The 16,086-nt window shown below is 52.5% G+C and carries 12 protein-coding genes and 2 tRNA genes; 10 read left to right on the forward strand and 4 right to left on the reverse strand.

Translation table 11 applies throughout. From position 1 onward, the window contains the following. Positions 1-2 precede the first annotated feature (2 nt). Complete coding sequence (gene rplQ, locus HH216_RS08815; RefSeq protein WP_169550484.1) at positions 3-818, forward strand: 50S ribosomal protein L17; 816 nt, start codon at positions 3-5, stop codon at positions 816-818. An 89-nt stretch (positions 819-907) separates the two neighbouring features. Further along, positions 908-2,005, forward strand: coding sequence for a glutamine-hydrolyzing carbamoyl-phosphate synthase small subunit (carA, locus tag HH216_RS08820; protein ID WP_169550485.1), 1,098 nt, complete (start codon positions 908-910; stop codon positions 2,003-2,005). 33 nt (positions 2,006-2,038) lie between these two features. On the opposite strand, the gene HH216_RS08825 is transcribed toward carA, so the two are convergent. Then, a complete protein-coding gene (locus tag HH216_RS08825; RefSeq protein ID WP_254448746.1) occupies positions 2,039-5,962 on the reverse strand; it encodes an AAA domain-containing protein in 3,924 nt (1,307 codons plus the stop codon). Positions 5,963-5,988: 26 nt separating this feature from the next. Continuing rightward, positions 5,989-7,053: a TerC/Alx family metal homeostasis membrane protein gene (locus HH216_RS08830; protein ID WP_169550486.1), complete on the reverse strand. Its 1,065-nt coding sequence runs from the start codon at positions 7,051-7,053 to the stop codon at positions 5,989-5,991. 225 nt (positions 7,054-7,278) lie between these two features. On the opposite strand from HH216_RS08830, the gene HH216_RS08835 reads away from it, so the two are divergent. Continuing rightward, on the forward strand, positions 7,279-8,019 hold the full coding sequence (locus HH216_RS08835; RefSeq protein WP_169550487.1) for a glycosyltransferase family 2 protein: 741 nt from the start codon (positions 7,279-7,281) through the stop codon (positions 8,017-8,019). Here the strand turns inward: HH216_RS08835 and HH216_RS08840 are convergent. Continuing rightward, positions 7,979-9,172: a type III polyketide synthase gene (locus HH216_RS08840; protein ID WP_169550488.1), complete on the reverse strand. Its 1,194-nt coding sequence runs from the start codon at positions 9,170-9,172 to the stop codon at positions 7,979-7,981. The two genes, HH216_RS08835 and HH216_RS08840, sit on opposite strands and share 41 nt — an antisense overlap. A gap of 231 nt (positions 9,173-9,403) precedes the next feature. Here HH216_RS08840 and HH216_RS08845 point away from each other — a divergent pair. The 7 genes from HH216_RS08845 to HH216_RS08870 all read left to right on the forward strand — a co-directional run bounded on the left by HH216_RS08845 (position 9,404) and on the right by HH216_RS08870 (position 14,992). Further along, positions 9,404-9,476: transfer RNA gene (locus HH216_RS08845), tRNA-Gly, on the forward strand. A 39-nt stretch (positions 9,477-9,515) separates the two neighbouring features. Continuing rightward, positions 9,516-9,601: transfer RNA gene (locus HH216_RS08850), tRNA-Leu, on the forward strand. A gap of 241 nt (positions 9,602-9,842) precedes the next feature. Then, entirely contained in the window at positions 9,843-11,531 is a 1,689-nt protein-coding gene (locus tag HH216_RS08855) for an ATP-binding protein (RefSeq protein WP_169550489.1), read from the forward strand. Between the two features lie 780 nt (positions 11,532-12,311). Then, on the forward strand, positions 12,312-12,941 hold the full coding sequence (locus tag HH216_RS08860) for a hypothetical protein (RefSeq protein ID WP_169550490.1): 630 nt from the start codon (positions 12,312-12,314) through the stop codon (positions 12,939-12,941). Further along, positions 12,942-13,337, forward strand: a complete 396-nt coding sequence (locus HH216_RS25785) for a response regulator transcription factor (protein ID WP_254448747.1) — start codon at positions 12,942-12,944, stop codon at positions 13,335-13,337. It begins immediately after the preceding gene. A 2-nt stretch (positions 13,338-13,339) separates the two neighbouring features. Further along, the gene (locus tag HH216_RS25790) at positions 13,340-13,624 is read left to right on the forward strand and encodes a winged helix-turn-helix domain-containing protein (RefSeq protein ID WP_254448748.1); all 285 of its coding nucleotides are present in this window, start codon (positions 13,340-13,342) and stop codon (positions 13,622-13,624) included. A 21-nt stretch (positions 13,625-13,645) separates the two neighbouring features. Further along, entirely contained in the window at positions 13,646-14,992 is a 1,347-nt protein-coding gene (locus tag HH216_RS08870) for a sensor histidine kinase (RefSeq protein WP_169550491.1), read from the forward strand. Between the two features lie 54 nt (positions 14,993-15,046). Here HH216_RS08870 and HH216_RS08875 read toward each other — a convergent pair whose 3' ends face one another. Beyond that, positions 15,047-16,078 (reverse strand): PepSY-like domain-containing protein, encoded by a 1,032-nt coding sequence (locus HH216_RS08875; protein WP_169550492.1) that lies wholly within the window; start codon positions 16,076-16,078, stop codon positions 15,047-15,049. Between the last annotated feature and the right edge of the window lie 8 nt (positions 16,079-16,086).

The raw sequence follows: 16,086 nt of genomic DNA on the forward strand, positions 1-16,086 counted from the left end.
CAATGAGACACGGTAAAAAAGATAACCACCTAAGCCGTACGCATTCGCACCGCGAAGCGATGCTGCAAAATATGGCATCGTCGCTGATCATGCACAAGCGTATCGAAACGACGGTGGCCAAAGCCAAAGAACTGCGGAAGTTCGTTGAGCCAATCCTGACACGCGCGAAGGAAGACAACAACCAGAATCGTCGGGTTGTGTTTCAGACACTGACGAACAAGGAAACGGTGAAAGAACTGTTCGGTACGGTAGCCGACAAAATTGCGAACCGTCCCGGTGGCTACACACGCATCATCAAGCTGGGCAACCGGCAGGGTGACAATGCCGAGACTTGCCTGATTGAGCTGGTTGACTTCAACGAACTTCTCATCAGCGCAGCCGCCGAGAAAGCGACAGCAACGACCCGTACGCGCCGGAGCCGTCGGAGTGGTGGAGCTAAGGCAACGGAAGGCGCAGAAGTGGCACCAGCTACGGCTGAAGCAACGACTGCTGATGCTGACGCGGTAGAAGCACCGGCTGATGCGCTGCCCGCTGACGCTGAAGTCGCTGAGACCTCGCCCGCAGCTGGTGATGATCTGACGATCATCGAAGGCATCGGTCCGAAAATCGCCGAAATGCTGAATAACGCTGGTATCACGACGTTTGCCCAGCTGGCGGATGCTGACGATGCTACCGTTCAGCAAGTGCTCACAGAGGCTGGCCCACGCTTCAACGTACACGACGCTACGACCTGGAACGAGCAGGCTGCACTGGCCCGCGACGGCAAGAATGATGAACTGAAAGAATTACAGGACCGTTTGAAAGGCGGCAAAGAATAATCATCGGTGAGTCATCAATGTCATCATACAAAAATGGGTTAGCCGGTAACGGTTAGCCCTTTTTTTTAACCTTTTTGACCAACGCATTCATGAAACAGGCACAGGAAGCCCTATTGGTTCTACAGGACGGTACCGTTTATCGGGGGCTGGCACTCGGCAAGAAAGGCACTGCCGGTGGCGAAATCTGCTTCAATACCGGCATGACCGGTTACCAGGAAATCTACACGGACCCGTCTTATTACGGTCAGGTAATCATCAACACGACGTCGCACATTGGTAATTATGGCGTGTTGAACAATGCTGAGCAGGAATCGAACAGCGTGAAAATTCGTGGAATGGTTTGTAACTTCTTCTCAGACATTCATTCCCGCTACACGGCCGACGGTTCATTGCAGGATTATTTTGAACGAGCAAACATCGTAGGTATTCACGGTGTCGATACGCGTCAGCTAGTGCGTTACATTCGCTCGAAGGGCGTTATGAACTGCATTATCTCGTCGGAGATACTGGACCCGGCGGTGCTCTTGTCAATGTTGCAGGAAGTGCCGGATATGTCGGGACTGGAACTGTCTTCGGAGGTAAGCACGAAAGAAGCCTACGAAGAAGGCGATCCCGAATCGAAACTGCGGGTTGCTGTGCTGGATCTGGGCGTTAAGCGCAGTATCCTGAGCAACTTTACCGAGCGTAATGTATTCTGTAAGGTGTTTCCGGCTAAAACCAGCTACGAAGAGCTGGCAGCCTGGAAGCCAAGCGGATTTTTTATCGCAAACGGGCCGGGCGATCCATCGGCTATGCCTTACGCGGTGGAGACTGTAAAGCAGGCACTCGATGCCGAAAAGCCGTTGTTCGGTATTTGCCTGGGTCACCAGATACTGTCACTGGCTAGTGGTATTTCGACGTACAAGATGCACAACGGGCATCGGGGGCTGAACCATCCGGTGAAAAACCTGATTACCGGTCGTTGTGAAGTTACGTCTCAAAACCACGGCTTCGCTGTCAGTGCCGATGAGTTACAGGATACGGACAATGTCGAACTGACGCACGTTAACCTGAACGACAAAACGATCGAAGGGATTCGGCGGAAAGATAAGCCTGCATTTTCGGTGCAGTATCACCCCGAATCGTCGCCGGGTCCGCACGATTCACACTACCTGTTCGATCAGTTCGTGGGTATGATGAAGGAGTAGAAGAGAAAGCGGGGCGGAAACGTCCCGTTTTTTTTAGATCGAAGACGCAGGATTACGCCAGTAGTTACGACTCCAGACGCGTTTGAACAACCAGCCCCGTTCGCGGAGTGCCAGTGGTAAGTAAGCAAGTGACTGCTTAACTGGCTGATCGTAAAACTGATCGTCGTCGGTAAGTAGCAGCGACTGATACGTATCGTCGGAGCGAACTGTAAGATCAGCGAAGGGTAATTCCTGATGGCGATCCGGCGATTGCTGCGCCAACTGGTCTTTTAGCAATGTATCACCGTGCAGGGCCGTCACAGGCTGAGGCTGCGGTCTGAATTGACCCTCCGAAACCATCAGCGCATAAGTTAGGTAATCGCGCAGTCGCCTTGTGCCTTCCCCAGTCGCAGTGTCGACTTTGAGTTGATCCGGCCACAAACTGGTAATAACGTAGACTCGTTCCCGCGCCCTGGTGACCGCCACATTCAGCCGATTTTCGCCCCCGGCCGTATTCAGACTACCGAAATGCATGGTCAGGCGCCCCCGTTCGTCGGGGGCGTAGCCGATCGAGAAAATGATAATGTCGCGCTCATCGCCCTGCACGTTTTCGATGTTCTTGACGAACAGGTCCGGAATCTGAGTCGTCAACGGGCTTTCGTCGAGCATATTCTGTATCAGCTGCTGTTGCGGGTAGTTGAACGTAACAACACCCACGCTGCGGCCCGGTTGCTCGATAGCAAGCTGCTGAAGCTGCGCCAACACAGCCGCTGCTTCGACAGTATTGGTGTTGCGCGCCCATTGCCCGGTTACGTGCAGATAACGAATTGCCGGGTTAGCCTGATTGACCTGATCGAAATAGGGAAGAAGCTGTAATCTGTTCTGGTAAAAATGCTGGTTGGAAAATGTGATCAGATCGAGCGATCGGCTGCGGTAGTGCTCGGTTAGCAATACCTGTGGCAAGTGTCTGGCGGCTAGTTCGAGTAGGGATTCAACCTCCAGTTCAGCCGGTGTTTCCTCGTCGGCATCGGTAAGGTCGTCGATCTGTGTGCGGTACACGTCGTTTGGTCGTAGCTGCTGATTATCGCCGGTGACCACGATCTGACGACCCCGGAAGAAAGCAGGCAGCCCGCTTTCGGCGAAACACTGCGAAGCCTCATCGACAATGACAAGATCGAATAGGTTGAGCCGAAGTGGAAAAATCGCTGATACGGATTCCGGCGACGCCAGCCAGCAGGGAATCAGCCTGAACAGCTCGTCGGTGTGCGTTTCCACCAGCTTGCGCAGCGGCCATATGTTCCGCTTTTTCGTCGTCTGATGCAATAAGTCTCGGTACGTAACGACGTTGCTGACTCGGTTGAAGGTCAACTTCCGGTAGGTCTGCTCGCGCAACTTGATCAGCAGCATATCGCGGTTCAACTGCTGCTTACGTTGTATGCTGTCCTGCAATGCCTGCTCCGTCTGCGCCATTTTCAGAGACGAAACACTGCTCAATTCAGGATGACGTTGCTCCAACAAATCGAGCCAGGCCAGCCGGATTGAATTTTGAAACAGTCCGGCCCAGTCGTGCGGTGCGTAACTGCTCAGTTGCTTTATAATCGACTGCTCGACGGGCGAGAACGCAGCATACAGCCGGTCGGCCTCGACGAACAGATCAAAACGCTGCCGGAGCGATGTACTTAGGGCGTCGGCCTGGATTGGTTGTGTCCAGAGCAAGTCGAGTTGCTCATCCGATAAGTGCGATTGCTCTTGTGTGAAATGTGCTACCTCCGTCGATAACGAATGGAACTGACGAAGTGCGGCTGCCATCTGGGGAGCAGTAGCACCGACAGCGTCAACTAACGTCGACAGGGGAGCAATTACGTCCAGACTGGCCAGCAACTGCCTTGCCTGCACTAATTCACACAAGGCATTGGGCGTAATAGGTAGGCCGATACGCTGTAGCCAGGGGGTTACTTCCTGCCGGATTTGCCCGGCCCGAATGGCATTGGTAATCCGACCAAGCAGGAGCCGAAGATGAGGTTCTGAATCAGTCAGCCCCGTTTCCCCGAGAAGGTCATCTATCTTTTTCCCCGCCGTGTCGGTCAGCCGCCACCATTGCCAGCGTAGCCACGACGGCCGTGCCTCCAGCGCGTCAAGCACTAATTGCTGACTTGCGGGCAGATCGGGAAGTGCCACAACCGATTGCGGCAGGGCATTCGACTCCGCTAACTGCCATGTCTGCGCCAACTCAACTAGTTGGCCGTCGCCAAGCCATTCATCTGTCTGGTAATGCAAGGTCCGCAACTGACCAACCGTACGCCAGACAGATGCCGACTCGACCGCGTCGAGTTTGCTGATGGCGCTGCTCAGCTCGGCAGAATACGCAGACCAGGCTAGTAACTCGCTTCGGGAGAATGATAGATCAGTGGTTGTACGTAGCTGCAACTGAACTGACTGGGCCAATTCAGTCCATTGGCGAATCGTTTGCTCGATACGTGAGCGGTCTACCGTGCCGTAGTCTGCAAACGAACGACGGTTGGCCCATAAAGGAGCGTTTTTCAGTTCTTCCTCGTAGGCAACAAACTGCGTTAATCGCTCAGTAAAGGCTATTGCGTCGGTTAGTTGAAACTGCGCGGCTACAGAACTTAACTCGAGAACAGGACGATCGGGATGACTGGTCAGGTATAGTTCCTTTGCCGAAATACCGAAAACAGATGTGTCGAAAAGCGATGTCTTGACCGTTTGCAACCATCGCACTGCTTCGTCGATTCGGTTGCTTTCCTGCTCGAAGTCGCGCTCCAGCAATACCGCATTCAACCCGTTATTCTGCTGCCGGTACGCGTCGACACTGTCGATCTGACTGGCAATTTGCGCGTACAGCGCCCGGCGGTCGTCCTGAAAGTCGTGAACGAGCGCCATAAACGGAGCCATACCCACCGCCTGCAAACGAGCCTGTACAACATCCAGCGCAGCCCGTTTTTGACAGACCAGCAACACCCGCCGACCAGCCGCAGCTGCGTCGGCCATCAGATTCGCGATAAGCTGTGACTTTCCCGTTCCCGGCGGTCCCTGAACGACCAGCGATTGCCCCGAACGAACGGCCCGGACAGCGGCTTCCTGCGAGGCATCGAGGGCTAAGGGAGTTCGTAGTTGCTTTTCCGGTAACCGCTCAGTCGCTATGACCGGGTCGCTGGCGGGCAAACCGGTATCAGCGGTAAGTTCAATCAGCTGGTCGTAGTCGGGAGACAGGTAAGAACCCGCCTGAGGAAAAATGCCAAGTACGGCTTCCTGGAAAAGGGTTAGCTCGCCATGATGCTCTAGCTGATCGAGGCTACGTACCGATTGCTGATCGAAAAAATGCAGCGTGTCGCTAAATAGATCCGTGTTAAAATTGACGTTGAGCAAACTGTCGCGTAGCCATTCGTACAACTGCGTACGAAATACCAATGGGTCGCGGTCGAAATCCGACAGGGCTTTCTCCGCTAATTCGTCCGGCAAACGAATCGCGTTGAACTGACTGTACGCAATTAGAAACGTAGGGTTCAAAAAGCCCAGTTCATCAGACCGCCTTGTGAGCCGCCATTGCGCCCCCTGCTGACTGATGGTTACGGGGAAAAATAACAGCGGTGCGTGAATAACCGTACCGTCGAGGAGCTTACCCCGTACGAACGGCCAGCCGACGTATAGATCATCGGTGCCACGTTCGTCGATAATGAACCTGGCTGTTCGATCTATCTGGCGTAGTTTGCGGCTAACCTGATTGCTGCGCTCGTGTCGGGCATCGAGTACGGCACAAAGCGGTACAGACGCTTTTCGTCCAATCAGATCAGCGATCAGGCTGAACGACGATCGATTCAGTAGAAAGTCGCAGGTATGTAGGTCCACAAACTGACTACCGGGCAGGCTGTTCAGCACCAGCGATCGATTGCGGCTGCTCAGGTTGGTAAGCCGCCGGCGATAGGCCCGAAGAACGGAGAGCGAAACCGGAATAATCACGACATACAGCGAATGTTACTACGTAATCAGGCAGGTTTGTTTTCGGTTTTTTCAGGAATGAGCCACGATGCCAACACGCTGATGCCCAGGATGGCTACGATAATGTAAAGAGAGTAAACGGGTTTGAAACCCAGATCGTGCAGCCACGGTTCTGCCAGCATTTTTGCCCCGATAAACGTCAGCAGTACTGCCAGACCAACTTTGAGGAAACGGAACTGCTCAATAATGCTCGACAGAAAGAAGAACATCGACCGAAGGCCCATGATGGCAAATACGTTCGAGAAAAAGACGATGTACGGGTCTTTCGTGATCGAGAAAATAGCCGGAATTGAATCGACCGCGAAAATCAGATCGGTAAATGCGATGACGATAACGATCAGAAACAGGGGCGTCACGTACAGCTTGTGATCGATTTTGCCCCGTACAAAAAAGTTGTCGCTTACGTTGCGGGGGAAGATATTCAGGTATTTGGAGGCAAACTTGACCACCGGATGATTGCCCGTATCGATAGTATCTTCTTCGTCTTTCTGGAAAAAGAGCTGAAGGCCGGTGTACACCAGAAACGCACCGAACAGGTACAGAATCCATTCGAACCGTTGAATCAGTGCCGATCCGATAAAAATAAAGAAGAAACGTAAGACAATCGCTCCCAGAATACCCCAGACGAGGATCTTCTTGTAGTAGCGTTCTCGGACGCCGAACGAATTGAAAATCAGAATAAATACGAAAATATTATCAGCCGATAACGAATACTCAACCAGGTAACCGGTGATATACTCGAGCGACATGTTATTCTGGAAGCGGGCAAGGCTGGCGTCAAAATTGCCGGGTACGAGCGTAACGTGACTGGCGTATTTGCTGCGTACTTCTTCCAGCTGAGCCATGTCGTAAATGCCATGAACCAGGTAGCCGTACGATTTGAGAAAAAAGTAAAACGCAACCGACAGGGCAACCCAGATGGCACTCCACGTAGCGGCTTCCCTGAACGTGACAACGTGGCTGGTTTGCTTGGAGAAAATCCCCAGATCAAACGACATGACAACCAGTACGAAAGCGGCAAAGGCAATGAAGAAGATTGTTTCGCTAGACATTACACGGAAAAAACGCGGAAGACGAGACTCGTATGCGCTTGACTTCGCTACGCACCGGATTCGCCTTTCGGGCGGCTATGATTAACAAATAACAGTGACAAGTTGCCGGTCAGTTGCCTGAAGACGAGCTAAATCGACCCGTAAATTTACGGTCAATCAACGCAAGGGGCTAGTCTGATTCGGTAAATAATTGGCATAGTGATTAACAGACATTAGTTTTGGGTCATGTTTAATGGTAGAAAAGTAATTGTGGTCATGCCCGCTTACCGGGCTGCTTTGACGCTCGAGCGTACATACCGGGAGATTCCGTTTGATATCGTCGACGAAGTTATTCTGGTCGATGATGCCAGCCCTGACAACACAGTAGAGGTAGCCCGGCAGCTTGGTATCAACCACGTCATTCGCCACGATAAAAACAAGGGATACGGTGGAAACCAGAAAACCTGCTACCGCAAAGCCGTAGAACTCGGGGGCGATATCGTTGTTATGCTCCACCCCGACTACCAGTATACGCCCCTATTGCTGACGGCCATAATCTCGATCATCGGTAACGGCCTATATCCGGTCGTGTTTGCGTCACGGATTCTCGGCAAAGGTGCCCTCAAAGGCGGGATGCCGATGTACAAATACGTGGCTAACCGTTTTCTGACGTTCACGCAGAACCTGCTAATGAACCAGAAACTGTCGGAGTACCACACGGGCTACCGGGCTTTTTCTGGCGAGGTACTGCGGAGTCTGGACTTTACCCATAATTCAGACGACTTCATTTTCGACAACGAAATGATCGCCCAGATTTTCTACAAGGGCTATGAAATTGCAGAAGTGACCTGCCCGACCAAGTATTTCGAAGAAGCGTCGTCGATCAACTTCAAACGCAGCTCAATCTACGGCCTGGGGGTACTGAAAACGTCACTCTACTATTTCCTCACGAAAATTGGGGTGATGCACTGGCAGATTCTGAAATAGTATCTGCCAGCTCCAACTGGGGCATCACAACTTCCGTAATCATCGATTCCAGCGTCAGGCCGGGGCCAAACGCGCAGCTGAAAATGTTGGGCTGATGCGCCGGCATGTCGAGCGCACCACTAGCCAGATCGGCCCAGATGCGTTGCAACACAAATAGTACCGTCGCCGACGACATATTCCCATATTCGCGCAGAATGGCGTAGGAGTATCGGTTATCGTTTGTCGACAGACCCAGTTGCTCTTCGATAACCTCCAGAATCCGTCGGCCGCCGGGGTGCAGCGCGTACAGGCCAATGTCATTCATCTCAAGCCCGCACTGACTCAGCAGCCGCTGCATTAGTTGCCGGATACCCCGCTGAATATGCGTCGGTACTTCGCTGGTCAACGTCATCTCAAATCCGAAATTATCGACGTGCCAGGCCATCTCTGATTTGCCTTCCGGCAACAAATCACAGTAAAACGACCGCAAACGCATGGCAATATCGGGCCGGGGCTTACTCTGCACCAGAACAGCCGCTGAGCCGTCGGCAAACAGGGCGTTGGCTAGTAAGTGTTCCGTATCCGTTTTCTTCTGAAAGTGAATGGAGCACAGCTCGATGCAAACCACTAACACGGTTGCGTCCGGGTTCGACCTGACGATCGAACTGGCTGTTTTTAGTCCGTTGAACGCGCCATAGCAGCCCATGAAATTAATAGCCAGTCGCTGCGTGTGCCCCGGTAGGCCCAATGCCTCAATAATCTCAATGTCGGGCCCTGGCGCGTACAGCCCCGTACAGCTGACCGTGATAACGTGGGTAATCTGCCCTTTATCGAAACCGGGGTAGGCATCGAAGCAGTCCTGAATGGCGTTCAGCGCGAGCGGCACGGCTTCCCGGCGGTACAGCTGCATCCGCTGGCTAACCGTTGGGAATGGTTCCATGCCCTCAGTGTTCGGATAAAACGTGAACTCACCCCGTTGCTTGGCGTAATCAGCAATGACCGAATGTCTTTTTTCGATGCGGGTAAACCGATACAGCGTCATTAGCCGTCGGCGATCACGCTCATCACACTCAAGCATGTCGGCCATAAAACGGGCCGTTGTTTCCTGCGGAGCCGATGCTTCGGGGACGGCCCGGCCAATAGCGTTGATGTATGATTCGGTAGGTTGCTGCATGTTAGGCCGGGGGAAACGTATAAGGGTCGTATAAAGCTGAAAACAGCCTGTAGCCGGTAAAGGTTATAAATTGGCTGTTATACAGCAAGGTGAAAAAAAGTTTGCTGGTAAGCCATTCACGATGAATACGTTGCCTTACTATTCGGAAAAAATATGGGATGGGGACTTGACAAGCGGCAAATAAGTCTTACTTTTGCATCACAATTCGCCGACAGAAAGCGAATTAAATACGCGAAAGTAGCTCAGCTGGTAGAGCGCGACCTTGCCAAGGTCGAGGTCGCGGGTTCGAACCCCGTCTTTCGCTCAACGAAAAGGCACCGACCACGGTGCTTTTTTTGTGTAAGCCGGGATGGCGGAATCGGTAGACGCGCCGGACTTAAAATCCTGTGGTCCTTACGGGCCGTGCGGGTTCGATTCCCGCTCCTGGTACAAGAATAAACGACAAGAGCCGCTGATCATCAGCGGCTCTTGTCGTTTGTTAGTAAGCTTGCCAGATTACTTCTCCAAAAGGTAATCAGATAAATCAACTCTTTAACTTCTCAATAATTGAGGTTACTTTCCAGCAAATTGCGAAGGTGAGACTTGTACGTAAATCAGCGCTATTCTACCAAAAACCTGAAGATTTAGGTTATTTTTGGGGATAGCGATTTTAGGCCGCTTTGTTGCGATTATGCAGGAAGGTCAGGAGATTGATAAGAAGGCGTTGACCTTTCTTAGAGACAATAAAAACACCGATTGGAACGAGTTAGCCAAAGACTGTGTAAGCTTTGCCAATGCCAACGGGGGTAAAATTTTAATTGGTATTGACGACGACGCCAGCGAACCAGTATCAAGCCAAACTATAGATGAAAAGTGGCTTGACACTATTCGCAAGCAGGTAAGCCAACGCACTTATAATGTCAGTGTTACTCCTCAGCTTATGACCGCAGCCAATGGCGGGCAATACATTGAGGTCTTGATAAACCGTAACGCACAGAGCGTAGCTGGTACGACAGACGGGCGGTATTACATTCGCGTTTCTGATGAGAGTAAACCTGTCTTGCCGGATGAGTTGCTGAGGCTTGCAGCCGATAAAAACGCCCTCATCTGGGAGGAACAAACGAACCGTAAGGTTCCAAAGACTCGCGCTGATAATGCTCAGTACCGACAATTCTTAGCTGATGTGCGAGCGTCTCAGCGCGTTTCCCGCTTTATCAAAGAGAAATCAGACGATGAGATTCTAGAACATTACCTGTTCGTGAAAGGCGACTACCTGACCAATTTGGGTATACTCTGGATAGGTCAGCGGCAAGACCGAGCAACGCTTCTGTATGCTCCCGTTATTCAGTTCATAAAGCGAGACGACCGGGAGGAGAAGGTTAATAAAATCGTTTGGGATGATTATTACCTCAACCCTAAAGAACTCTTACAAGCCGTACAGACCGAAATACCTGACTGGCAGGAGGCCGTTGAGATACCGGACGGTCTGTTCAGAACGTCGGTTCCTAACTACGATATTCGGGTAGTTCGTGAGTTGGTAGCTAACGCGCTTGTACATAAGTCATACACGGTGCGGGGAGATATTTTTATTAATCTCTTCACTGACCGCTTAGAGATTCATAGCCCCGGTTTGTTGCCGTTGGGCGTTACTCCTCAAAACATCATCAGCCAGTCGGTCAGGCGTAATAACCAGTTGGCTCAGGTCTTCTATGATTTAGGGCTGATGGAGAAAGAAGGCTCTGGCTATGATCTCATCTATGAAACTCTGCTTGCAGAGGGCAAGTCTGTACCAATGGTTGAAGAAGGCAACGACCGCGTAGTGGTTACAGTATACCGACGTATTATTAGGTCTGAGATTGTTCGTCTGGTCAGGAAAGCAAATGAGGAGTATAGCTTACGACAAAAAGAGGTAATCAGCTTGGGGCTGATCGCACAGTATAGCAGCTTGTCAGCGTTGGAGTTGACAAAGCGATTAGATATTAAAGAAGCACAGGGCGTCAGGAACTGGTTAGGGCGTTTGCCTGAACTGGGTTTAGTCGAATCCAAAGGCAAAACCAAAGCGACCGAGTACCATATAAACCCGGCTTACTTGCGTCGGCTCAACTACAAGGGTAAGACCGACCTGACAAAGATTGCCCCTCATCGGCTTAGAGAATTAATACTAACTGATTTGGAGATATATCAGCCCGCTCCCATTCGAGATATACATGAACGAATTGGTAAAGAGATCAGTGAGCGTAAGGTTAAACGACAGATTGACGCGTTGATAGATGAGGGAACGGTAGTCAAGATTGGCGTCAATAACCACACTCGGTATTCTCTCAGCCAAAACTTGTCAAATAATCAACAAATGGTTGAGAGAGATCAAATAAATGGTTGAGAGAAAGTAATCAGTTGTTTGATTTTCAAGTGCAATGCTTTGTTTATCAGCAGATTGCTCTCAGCCAAAATTTGTCAAATAACCAACGATTGTTGAGAAAATGTTATCAATTGATAACAAGCACTAATCATTTAAATTATCGCATGATACCCGTCTTTAACCTTCTAACAAACGACTTGTCCCTACTAGAGGTCGGATCGTTGGATAATAGCCAAGACACTGTTAACAAACTTAAACAGGTTGTTTCACAGGCTTTTACTGAGGGTAAGCTTAATGTAGCATAACTCAAAGCGCTCGTTGGAGAGAGCAATACGCCGAGTAGGAGCGCTACGCCCTGATTTAGGCAGGCAAATCCCGGAGCCACGTATGAAATGCAGCTAACTTGATGGAATTTTGTTTCTTATTTGTTGTTCAATATTTGCAATTATCTAATAATCAAATACTTGTATTTGAATTTTTTGCCCGCTCATAGTATAGATGCCATTGACGACAAAAGACACTGATAATCGGTGTCTTTTGTCGTCAATGGTGTTTATTGATTTCGGTAGTTTCCGGTATAACTCGGTTCTTCTCTGCTGATTTGGGCGTGTGGACCCGGTTGTTCAGGCAGTTTTCAGGTCCTGCTTGAAGATTGCACGGCCCACTCTGAATTCAGCAGGCTCATTGTACGCCGGTGATAGTGTCCGATCTGATCAGCAGCCGTCCCATAAGCGGTGTATTAACAAAGCTTAAGGTAGATTTAATTACTTCTTTATACACGCTTTCTACTTTGTCTCATTCATGAAGCGACTCCTGTGTTATCTGTATCTGTTGCTGAGTCTGGTTCAGACTCACAGGTTGGTTGCTCAATCCACACAGACGTTGTCGGGGCGCGTTTTAGGCTTCCATACGAATCGGGCTGGCGATTACGACGGGTTTCAACTGCGCACAAGTACCGGAACGATCTGGCTGCGTTTTCCGCCCCACACAGCTGCGCAGGTGTTGAAGCAAACGCCCGTTGGAAAAACGGTTCGTGTAACGGCCGCTGAACAACCGCTCCCGTTGCCCGCTGAAACAGCGGAACCGGTGTTTCAGCTGATTAATGTGCAGCTGACGAGTACAAAACGTGAGCTACTGCTGTCGAGTTTACCCCCGCCTGCACCTGCCCAAGGTAAGTTGATAAAGGAGGAGAGTGCATTGATGGGTGAATTACACGACGATGCCGGTCGTCTGTCGGCCTTGCTAACCGACCGGCACGTGATTGAGCTTAAACCTCACCAGGGAGAGTCTGTTCAGGCGCTGTTGGTGGGCGTAGACCGGTTGGGCGTGGTGGGTTACGAGCGGGTTGAACCGGGGTTTATAAACAAAACGGGGCGGAAGCTGATTCATCCAACGGCCCTGATTATCAATAACCAAACGTATGCGCTGTAGATGCGGATTCTATTAATTGACGACGAAGAGAAACTGGCCCTTCACCTTCAGAAAGGATTAAATCAGGCGGGATACGCCGTCGATGTGGCTCTATCCGGAGCCGCCGGGCTGGAACAGGCCGCCATGGGTACTTATGATCTTATTCTGCTCGATCTGATGCTGCCCGGCACGACGGGTTTCGATTTGTTGCGGAACCTGCGCGACTTTACGATCGATACGCCGGTGATGATTCTGAGTGCGCTCAACCAGTCGCAGCACGTCGTTCGGGGCTGGACCTGGGAGCTGTCGATTACCTGCGGAAACCCTTTGAACTGGATGAACTGCTGGCCCGAATCCGGACGGTGCAGCGTGGGCAGGCCGGGAGCCGGGTGCCGGTATGGCGCGTGGCTGACCTGACAATGAACCTGACTACGCGGGAAGTAAGTCGGGACGGGAAAGCAATAACCCTGACACCCCGTGAATTTCAGTTGCTGGAGCAGTTCATGCGTCAGCCGGGGCGGGTACTGTCGAAAGCGCAGCTCACGGAGAAAGTCTGGGACTCTGATTTTGACCGGGGAAGCAACGTCGTGGAGGTACACGTGCACCAGCTTCGTAAAAAAATCGACAAAGGATTTGAGTCGCCCCTGCTCGAAACGGTAGTCGGAGTGGGGTACCGGCTGCGAGGAGCTACCAACACGCAGTAATCAGCTTTTTCTGCATCTGTTATGACTGTACGGCATCCAGTCCGGAGTATCCGTGTAAAGATTGGATTGGTTTTTGGCGCGACGTTTCTGCTGGGTTTCGCCGGGGCTGCCAGTTATTTATTCAGCCGGGTACGGCTGGTGCTGGTCGCGCAGGACAACCGCACTCTGGCCGACCGGGCGGTTCGGCTCGCCGAGCGAACGTCTGTGTACCCGCTGGTAATCCCCCTGCCCGACCGGGGCGAAGTGATGGCGCAGTGGTTCAGCAGTGGTTCGTATCGTAAAGAGCTATACCGGTCGCCCCATTTTCCCGCCGATTCAACACTACTTCGTCAGAACGCCGTTGTCGAGATAGACACGTTCCGGCTGGTGCGCTCGGTGCGGTCTACGAGTGATGGAGCCGGTACGCTCACCACCGTAGTTGGCCACAGCAGCCGACCGTTGAATCGTGAATTACGCGGGATGGGTGTGTTGTTGCTGCTCACGTTGATAGCGAGCGTAGCCGCGTCGGGGCTGAGCGCCTGGTGGCTGAGTGGCTGGCTGCTGCGCCCGTTGCGTGCCATCATTTCGTCGGCCAGAACGGTCAGTCAGGCCGGGGAAACAACGCCTATCCCAATCTCGGATTCGCGGGATGAGTTGCAGGAACTAGCCGAAACGATCAATCAGATGCTGACTAGAATCGGGCAGGCTGTCGACACGCAGCAATCTTTTTTTGCTGCTGCTTCTCACGAACTCCGAACCCCGCTCAGTATTCTGCGAACAGAGATCGAAGTGGCGCAGCGCGAAGCGATCAACGACCGCGAACGCCGTTTTCTCCACAATCAGCTAAGCGAACTGCGCCGACTAAGCCGCCTTGTCGACGATTTGCTGGCGATGAGTCAGCTACGGGCGGGTACGCTTCAGCTTCGTTTGGAAGCCATCGAACTTGACGAACTGACGCTCCGGCTGGCGGAGCGCTATCAACGGTCTGTCAACGAACGAAATCTGTTTCTGTCCATAGACCTCGACCCTGTTGCCGATCAGCTGTGCGTGTGGGCCGACAGCGACAAGCTGACCAACGTGCTGCTCAACCTGCTCGACAACGCCGTTAAATACGCGACATCCGGCACACAACTCGACCTGACGCTACTTCAGCAGTCGGACCTGATTAGCTGGTCGCTCGTGAATCAGACCACCGCGCCATTACCCGACCCCAACCGGCTCAGCTGCGAATTTTACCAGGCTGATCCGAACCACGATGGCTACGGGCTGGGCCTCTGGATCAGCCATCAGGTGGTGCGGCTTATGGGCGGTGAACTCAGCGTATCGGGGCATGACGGGCAATTCAGAGCGGAACTTCGGCTCCCAATGAATGAGGGGATATCCGCATAGCGAACATCCCCCCAGTTAACTACGGTTGACAGTTACCTGCCAGTTGCCGGGCTACTAGTTGCGGGCTTCTGCCATCAGCAGGTCGCCGTTTGCCGTAAACCGCAGCTTGTACAACTGCTTACCGACGGCGATATCGACGGTGTACTCGCTGGTGGTGCCGGTGGGAGGTGTGCTTTGCTCTGCCGCCAGGAAGGTGTAGCCGCTAAAGTTGGTTTGCAGGTACGACCCGATTGCCGACGGTACTTTGCTACCATCCAGAATAAACGAGCGGTTAGCCGGTGTTGCGGTCATCGAGCCGGGCGCAGTTGGCGCAGGGCCATTCGGGCGGGGTGGTTTTGGCGGTACGGCAGTACCCGAAGCAGGCGGTGTCGCGGTGCCTGAGCCAGGAGCCGTAGCCGTGCCCGATCCCGGACCGGCTGGCTTGGGTGGGGTAGCCGTACCTGATACCGGCGCTGTTGCCGTGCCCGACACGGGTGCACCCGGCCCAGCGGGGGGCGTTGGTGTTACGGTGGTACCGCTGGCGCTCAGGTGCAGCGTTGTCGGTTGATTGTTGCTGAATAGTTTTACGTCGTACTGGGTCTGGCCGTCGTGAACGTGCAGTTCGGTCCAGCCGTACGTGTAAGTCGAGTACGTGCTGCTGCTGATGACACTGGCAACGGCAGCCGGTAGTTCGGCCCGCGACACGTAGCTGACCGAATGATTGCCTGCGGGGGCTGGGGGCGTTGGGCCACCCTGCGGTCCGGTCGGTGCTGCTACCAGCGCGTTGCTGGCATCAAAATTTAGATCGAATACCGTACCGTTTTGCAGAAATACCACTTTGGTGCCCGCAAACGTCGTCGTGCCGGGCTCCCGTTTACGATCTACTTTAATCAGCGAATATCCCGCGTATTTCTGATCCAGGTACGTTTTCACACCGGCAGGCAGCGTTGACGTTGGTAGTGGTGCCGTCAGCGTAACGGTCTGGGTCGACGCGCCAGCACGAGCATTGGCTGTTGAGGGCTGGTCGGGGCCAACCATCGCATTTTTGCTGCAACTGGCTACCAGCATCGTGACCAGTACCGCAGCCGTTAACATTGTTTTCTTCATTGTATTTT

This window comes from Spirosoma rhododendri (assembly GCF_012849055.1).
Lineage (GTDB): Bacteria > Bacteroidota > Bacteroidia > Cytophagales > Spirosomataceae > Spirosoma > Spirosoma rhododendri.

Excerpts from the sequence above, each read along its gene's own strand:
- rplQ (WP_169550484.1), top strand. The coding sequence starts at position 3 with ATGAGACACGGTAAAAAAGATAACCACCTAAGCCGTACGCATTCGCAC.
- carA (WP_169550485.1), top strand. The coding sequence starts at position 908 with ATGAAACAGGCACAGGAAGCCCTATTGGTTCTACAGGACGGTACCGTT.
- HH216_RS08830 (WP_169550486.1), bottom strand. The coding sequence starts at position 7,053 with ATGTCTAGCGAAACAATCTTCTTCATTGCCTTTGCCGCTTTCGTACTG.
- HH216_RS08835 (WP_169550487.1), top strand. The coding sequence starts at position 7,279 with ATGTTTAATGGTAGAAAAGTAATTGTGGTCATGCCCGCTTACCGGGCT.
- HH216_RS08840 (WP_169550488.1), bottom strand. The coding sequence starts at position 9,172 with ATGCAGCAACCTACCGAATCATACATCAACGCTATTGGCCGGGCCGTC.
- HH216_RS08855 (WP_169550489.1), top strand. The coding sequence starts at position 9,843 with ATGCAGGAAGGTCAGGAGATTGATAAGAAGGCGTTGACCTTTCTTAGA.
- HH216_RS08860 (WP_169550490.1), top strand. The coding sequence starts at position 12,312 with ATGAAGCGACTCCTGTGTTATCTGTATCTGTTGCTGAGTCTGGTTCAG.
- HH216_RS25785 (WP_254448747.1), top strand. The coding sequence starts at position 12,942 with ATGCGGATTCTATTAATTGACGACGAAGAGAAACTGGCCCTTCACCTT.
- HH216_RS25790 (WP_254448748.1), top strand. The coding sequence starts at position 13,340 with ATGAACCTGACTACGCGGGAAGTAAGTCGGGACGGGAAAGCAATAACC.
- HH216_RS08870 (WP_169550491.1), top strand. The coding sequence starts at position 13,646 with ATGACTGTACGGCATCCAGTCCGGAGTATCCGTGTAAAGATTGGATTG.
- HH216_RS08875 (WP_169550492.1), bottom strand. The coding sequence starts at position 16,078 with ATGAAGAAAACAATGTTAACGGCTGCGGTACTGGTCACGATGCTGGTA.